Consider the following 5303-nt stretch of genomic DNA (forward strand, 5'->3'; position numbering starts at 1 on the left):
GTTCCTGTGAGCAACGGGTTGTTGTTCGGGAACCACATAGTGGACGCGTGCAGTGTTGTGTGTGGTGTAAGTTGTTGGCCTATTAGTACCGGTCAGCTTCACGAGTCTTTGGTCCTCGCTTCCACATCCGGCCTATCAACCCAGTGGTCTGGCTGGGGGCCTCTCACACAAATTGTGTATGGAAATCTCATCTTGAAGCGAGCTTCCCGCTTAGATGCTTTCAGCGGTTATCCCATCCGAACGTAGCTAATCAGCGGTGCACTTGGCAGTACAACTGACACACCAGAGGTTCGTCCGTCCCGGTCCTCTCGTACTAAGGACAGCCCTTCTCAAATTTCCTGCGCGCGCAGCGGATAGGGACCGAACTGTCTCACGACGTTCTAAACCCAGCTCGCGTACCGCTTTAATGGGCGAACAGCCCAACCCTTGGGACCTACTCCAGCCCCAGGATGCGACGAGCCGACATCGAGGTGCCAAACCATGCCGTCGATATGGACTCTTGGGCAAGATCAGCCTGTTATCCCCGAGGTACCTTTTATCCGTTGAGCGACGGCCATTCCACAATGTACCGCCGGATCACTAGTCCCGACTTTCGTCCCTGCTTGAGATGTCTCTCTCACAGTCAAGCTCCCTTGTGCACTTACACTCGACACCTGATTGCCAACCAGGCTGAGGGAACCTTTGGGCGCCTCCGTTACTTTTTAGGAGGCAACCGCCCCAGTTAAACTACCCATCAGGCACTGTCCCTGACCCGGATCACGGGCCGAAGTTAGATGTCCAAAGTGACCAGAGTGGTATTTCAACGATGACTCCACCCGAACTGGCGTCCGGGTTTCAACGTCTCCCACCTATCCTACACAAGCCACTCCGAACACCAATACCAAACTATAGTAAAGGTCTCGGGGTCTTTCCGTCCTGCTGCGCGTAACGAGCATCTTTACTCGTACTGCAATTTCGCCGAGTTTATGGTTGAGACAGCGGGGAAGTCGTTACTCCATTCGTGCAGGTCGGAACTTACCCGACAAGGAATTTCGCTACCTTAGGATGGTTATAGTTACCACCGCCGTTTACTGGGGCTTAAATTCTCAGCTTCGCCCACAAGGGGCTAACCGGTCCTCTTAACCTTCCAGCACCGGGCAGGAGTCAGTCCGTATACATCGTCTTGCGACTTCGCACGGACCTGTGTTTTTAGTAAACAGTCGCTTCCCCCTGGTCTCTGCGGCCCACACCCGCTCCACAGAGCAAGTCTGTATCACGGGGCAGGCCCCCCTTCTCCCGAAGTTACGGGGGCATTTTGCCGAGTTCCTTAACCATAATTCTCTCGATCGCCTTGGTATTCTCTACCTGATCACCTGTGTCGGTTTGGGGTACGGGCGGCTAAAACCTCGCGTCGATGCTTTTCTAGGCAGCATAGGATCACCGGATCCCCCCGAACGGGGGTCCCATCAGATCTCAGGATCGTGCTCGAAACACACAGGAACGGATTTGCCTATCCCTGACCCTACATCCTTGGACCGGGGCAACCATCGCCCGGCCCGGCTACCTTCCTGCGTCACACCTGTTAATACGCTTACCTCCCGGGATCAGGTCCCGCGCTCGGCCAAAACCCACACACCACAAGGGTGATAGGGCAGGCTCCGGGCGGTTAGTATCCCCCGCTTGGCATGGGCGGTTTTTCGCCGGTACGGGAATATCAACCCGTTGTCCATCGACTACGCCTGTCGGCCTCGCCTTAGGTCCCGACTTACCCAGGGCAGATTAGCTTGACCCTGGAACCCTTGATCATTCGGCGGACGGGTTTCTCACCCGTCTTTCGCTACTCATGCCTGCATTCTCACTCGTGTAGGCTCCACCGCTGGTTTCCACCGCGACTTCACTGCCCACACGACGCTCCCCTACCACTCCACACCCCTGAACCACGAAGGCTAGGGTACTGTGTGAAATCCACAACTTCGGCGGTGTACTTGAGCCCCGCTACATTGTCGGCGCGGAATCACTTGACCAGTGAGCTATTACGCACTCTTTCAAGGATGGCTGCTTCTAAGCCAACCTCCTGGTTGTCTTCGCAACTCCACATCCTTTCCCACTTAGCACACGCTTAGGGGCCTTAGTTGGTGGTCTGGGCTGTTTCCCTCTCGACTATGAAGCTTATCCCCCACAGTCTCACTGCTGCGCTCTCACTTACCGGCATTCGGAGTTTGGCTGACGTCAGTAACCTTGTAGGGCCCATCGGCCATCCAGTAGCTCTACCTCCGGCAAGAAACACGCAACGCTGCACCTAAATGCATTTCGGGGAGAACCAGCTATCACGGAGTTTGATTGGCCTTTCACCCCTACCCACAGCTCATCCCCTCCATTTTCAACTGAAGTGGGTTCGGTCCTCCACGACGTCTTACCGTCGCTTCAACCTGGCCATGGGTAGATCACTCCGCTTCGGGTCTAGATCACGCCACTACACTCGCCCTGTTCAGACTCGCTTTCGCTACGGCTACCCCACACGGGTTAACCTCGCGACGTAACACTAACTCGCAGGCTCATTCTTCAAAAGGCACGCCGTCACCAGAATCAGACTGGCTCCGACGGATTGTAAGCACACGGTTTCAGGTACTGTTTCACTCCCCTCCCGGGGTACTTTTCACCTTTCCCTCACGGTACTGGTCCGCTATCGGTCATTAGGAAGTATTTAGGCTTATCAGGTGGTCCTGACAGATTCGCACGGGATTTCTCGGGCCCCGTGCTACTTGGGATCCTCTCCAGGCGGTACACAACATTACGGTTACGGGGCTCACACCCTCTCTGGCCGGCCTTTCAAGACCGTTCACCTATGCCTGCACTACACACCCCACCAGTCCGGCAGAACCAGTACGGAAAGTCCCACAACCCCGCCCATGCAACGCCCGCCGGCTATCACACATGGAAACGGTTTAGCCTGATCCGCGTTCGCTCGCCACTACTAACGGAATCACTATTGTTTTCTCTTCCTGCGGGTACTGAGATGTTTCACTTCCCCGCGTTCCCCCCACGCACCCTATGTGTTCAGATGCGGGTCACACAATCACCTTGCAGCGTTGTGCGGGGTTTCCCCATTCGGACATCCTGGGATCAACGCTCGGTTATCAACTCCCCCAGGCTTATCGCAGATTCCTACGTCCTTCTTCGGCTCCTAATGCCAAGGCATCCACCGTGTGCCCTTAAAAACTTGACCACACAAAGATCAAAAACTTACTCGAGAGAACCACGACCGCTAAGGGCCAGGTTCATTCATAAGAAATTGCTGTAGGAACACACACACGTGTGTGTTCCAGATGCTCGCGTCCACTATGTAGTTCTCAAACAACAACCCCATCAACCAGACCCCCGGACACCACAACCCACAACGGGGCTGCTGACAGTGACCGGCAATACCGGAAGCAGGAACAAAAGAAACACCAGAAGATGCTCTCTGCATTGCTGCAAAAAGGTCCTGTTGCCTCAGGACCCAACAGTGCGCCAAACACAACCCACACAAACCACGCCCCGGCACGTTCCCGACACCACCACACCCCCAAAAGGACGCGGCACTGCCGTACTAACACCAGGACACAACCGGAAAGGCCATGCCAAAAAACTCTTGATTCGTTGATGTTTCCACCCATGAGCACCCACCGCAGAACAGACGCCTGCGCAATGGGCAACACTGACAACCACTCCCACACCCATGCAGGCACGGCAAGCAATCGTTAGCAGCTCCTTAGAAAGGAGGTGATCCAGCCGCACCTTCCGGTACGGCTACCTTGTTACGACTTAGTCCCAATCGCCGGTCCCACCTTCGACGGCTCCCCCCACAAGGGTTAGGCCACCGGCTTCGGGTGTTACCAACTTTCGTGACTTGACGGGCGGTGTGTACAAGGCCCGGGAACGTATTCACCGCAGCGTTGCTGATCTGCGATTACTAGCGACTCCGACTTCATGGGGTCGAGTTGCAGACCCCAATCCGAACTGAGACCGGCTTTTTGGGATTAGCTCCACCTCACAGTATCGCAACCCTTTGTACCGGCCATTGTAGCATGCGTGAAGCCCAAGACATAAGGGGCATGATGATTTGACGTCGTCCCCACCTTCCTCCGAGTTGACCCCGGCAGTCTCCTATGAGTCCCCGCCATAACGCGCTGGCAACATAGAACGAGGGTTGCGCTCGTTGCGGGACTTAACCCAACATCTCACGACACGAGCTGACGACAACCATGCACCACCTGTAAACCGACCGCAAGCGGGGCACCTGTTTCCAGGTCTTTCCGGTTCATGTCAAGCCTTGGTAAGGTTCTTCGCGTTGCATCGAATTAATCCGCATGCTCCGCCGCTTGTGCGGGCCCCCGTCAATTCCTTTGAGTTTTAGCCTTGCGGCCGTACTCCCCAGGCGGGGCACTTAATGCGTTAGCTACGGCGCGGAAAACGTGGAATGTCCCCCACACCTAGTGCCCAACGTTTACGGCATGGACTACCAGGGTATCTAATCCTGTTCGCTCCCCATGCTTTCGCTCCTCAGCGTCAGTTACAGCCCAGAGACCTGCCTTCGCCATCGGTGTTCCTCCTGATATCTGCGCATTTCACCGCTACACCAGGAATTCCAGTCTCCCCTACTGCACTCTAGTCTGCCCGTACCCACTGCAGAACCGGAGTTGAGCCCCGGTCTTTCACAGCAGACGCGACAAACCGCCTACGAGCTCTTTACGCCCAATAATTCCGGATAACGCTTGCGCCCTACGTATTACCGCGGCTGCTGGCACGTAGTTAGCCGGCGCTTCTTCTGCAGGTACCGTCACTTTCGCTTCTTCCCTACTGAAAGAGGTTTACAACCCGAAGGCCGTCATCCCTCACGCGGCGTCGCTGCATCAGGCTTTCGCCCATTGTGCAATATTCCCCACTGCTGCCTCCCGTAGGAGTCTGGGCCGTGTCTCAGTCCCAGTGTGGCCGGTCACCCTCTCAGGCCGGCTACCCGTCGTCGCCTTGGTAGGCCATTACCCCACCAACAAGCTGATAGGCCGCGAGTCCATCCAAAACCACAAAAGCTTTCCACCACCATGACATGCGCCAGATGGTCGTATCCGGTATTAGACCCAGTTTCCCAGGCTTATCCCAGAGTCAAGGGCAGGTTACTCACGTGTTACTCACCCGTTCGCCACTAATCCCCCCAGCAAGCTGGAGATCATCGTTCGACTTGCATGTGTTAAGCACGCCGCCAGCGTTCATCCTGAGCCAGGATCAAACTCTCCGTTGAAGTAAAACAAATCAAACAGACACAACCACACCCACCGGAAATAACG

Annotated in this window: 2 rRNA genes; both read right to left on the reverse strand. The window is 55.7% G+C overall.

Annotation, left to right across the window (positions count from 1 at the left end):
- Nucleotides 1–61: 61 nt before the first annotated feature.
- A 23S ribosomal RNA gene (locus ABIE18_RS22030) occupies nt 62–3205 on the reverse strand.
- Between the two features lie 529 nt (nt 3206–3734).
- Nucleotides 3735–5257 (reverse strand): 16S ribosomal RNA (locus ABIE18_RS22035).
- Together the 16S and 23S rRNA genes form the textbook arrangement of a ribosomal RNA operon.
- Nucleotides 5258–5303: the final 46 nt, after the last annotated feature.

It is taken from the genome of Arthrobacter sp. 2762 (genome assembly GCF_040548745.1).
Lineage (GTDB): Bacteria > Actinomycetota > Actinomycetes > Actinomycetales > Micrococcaceae > Arthrobacter.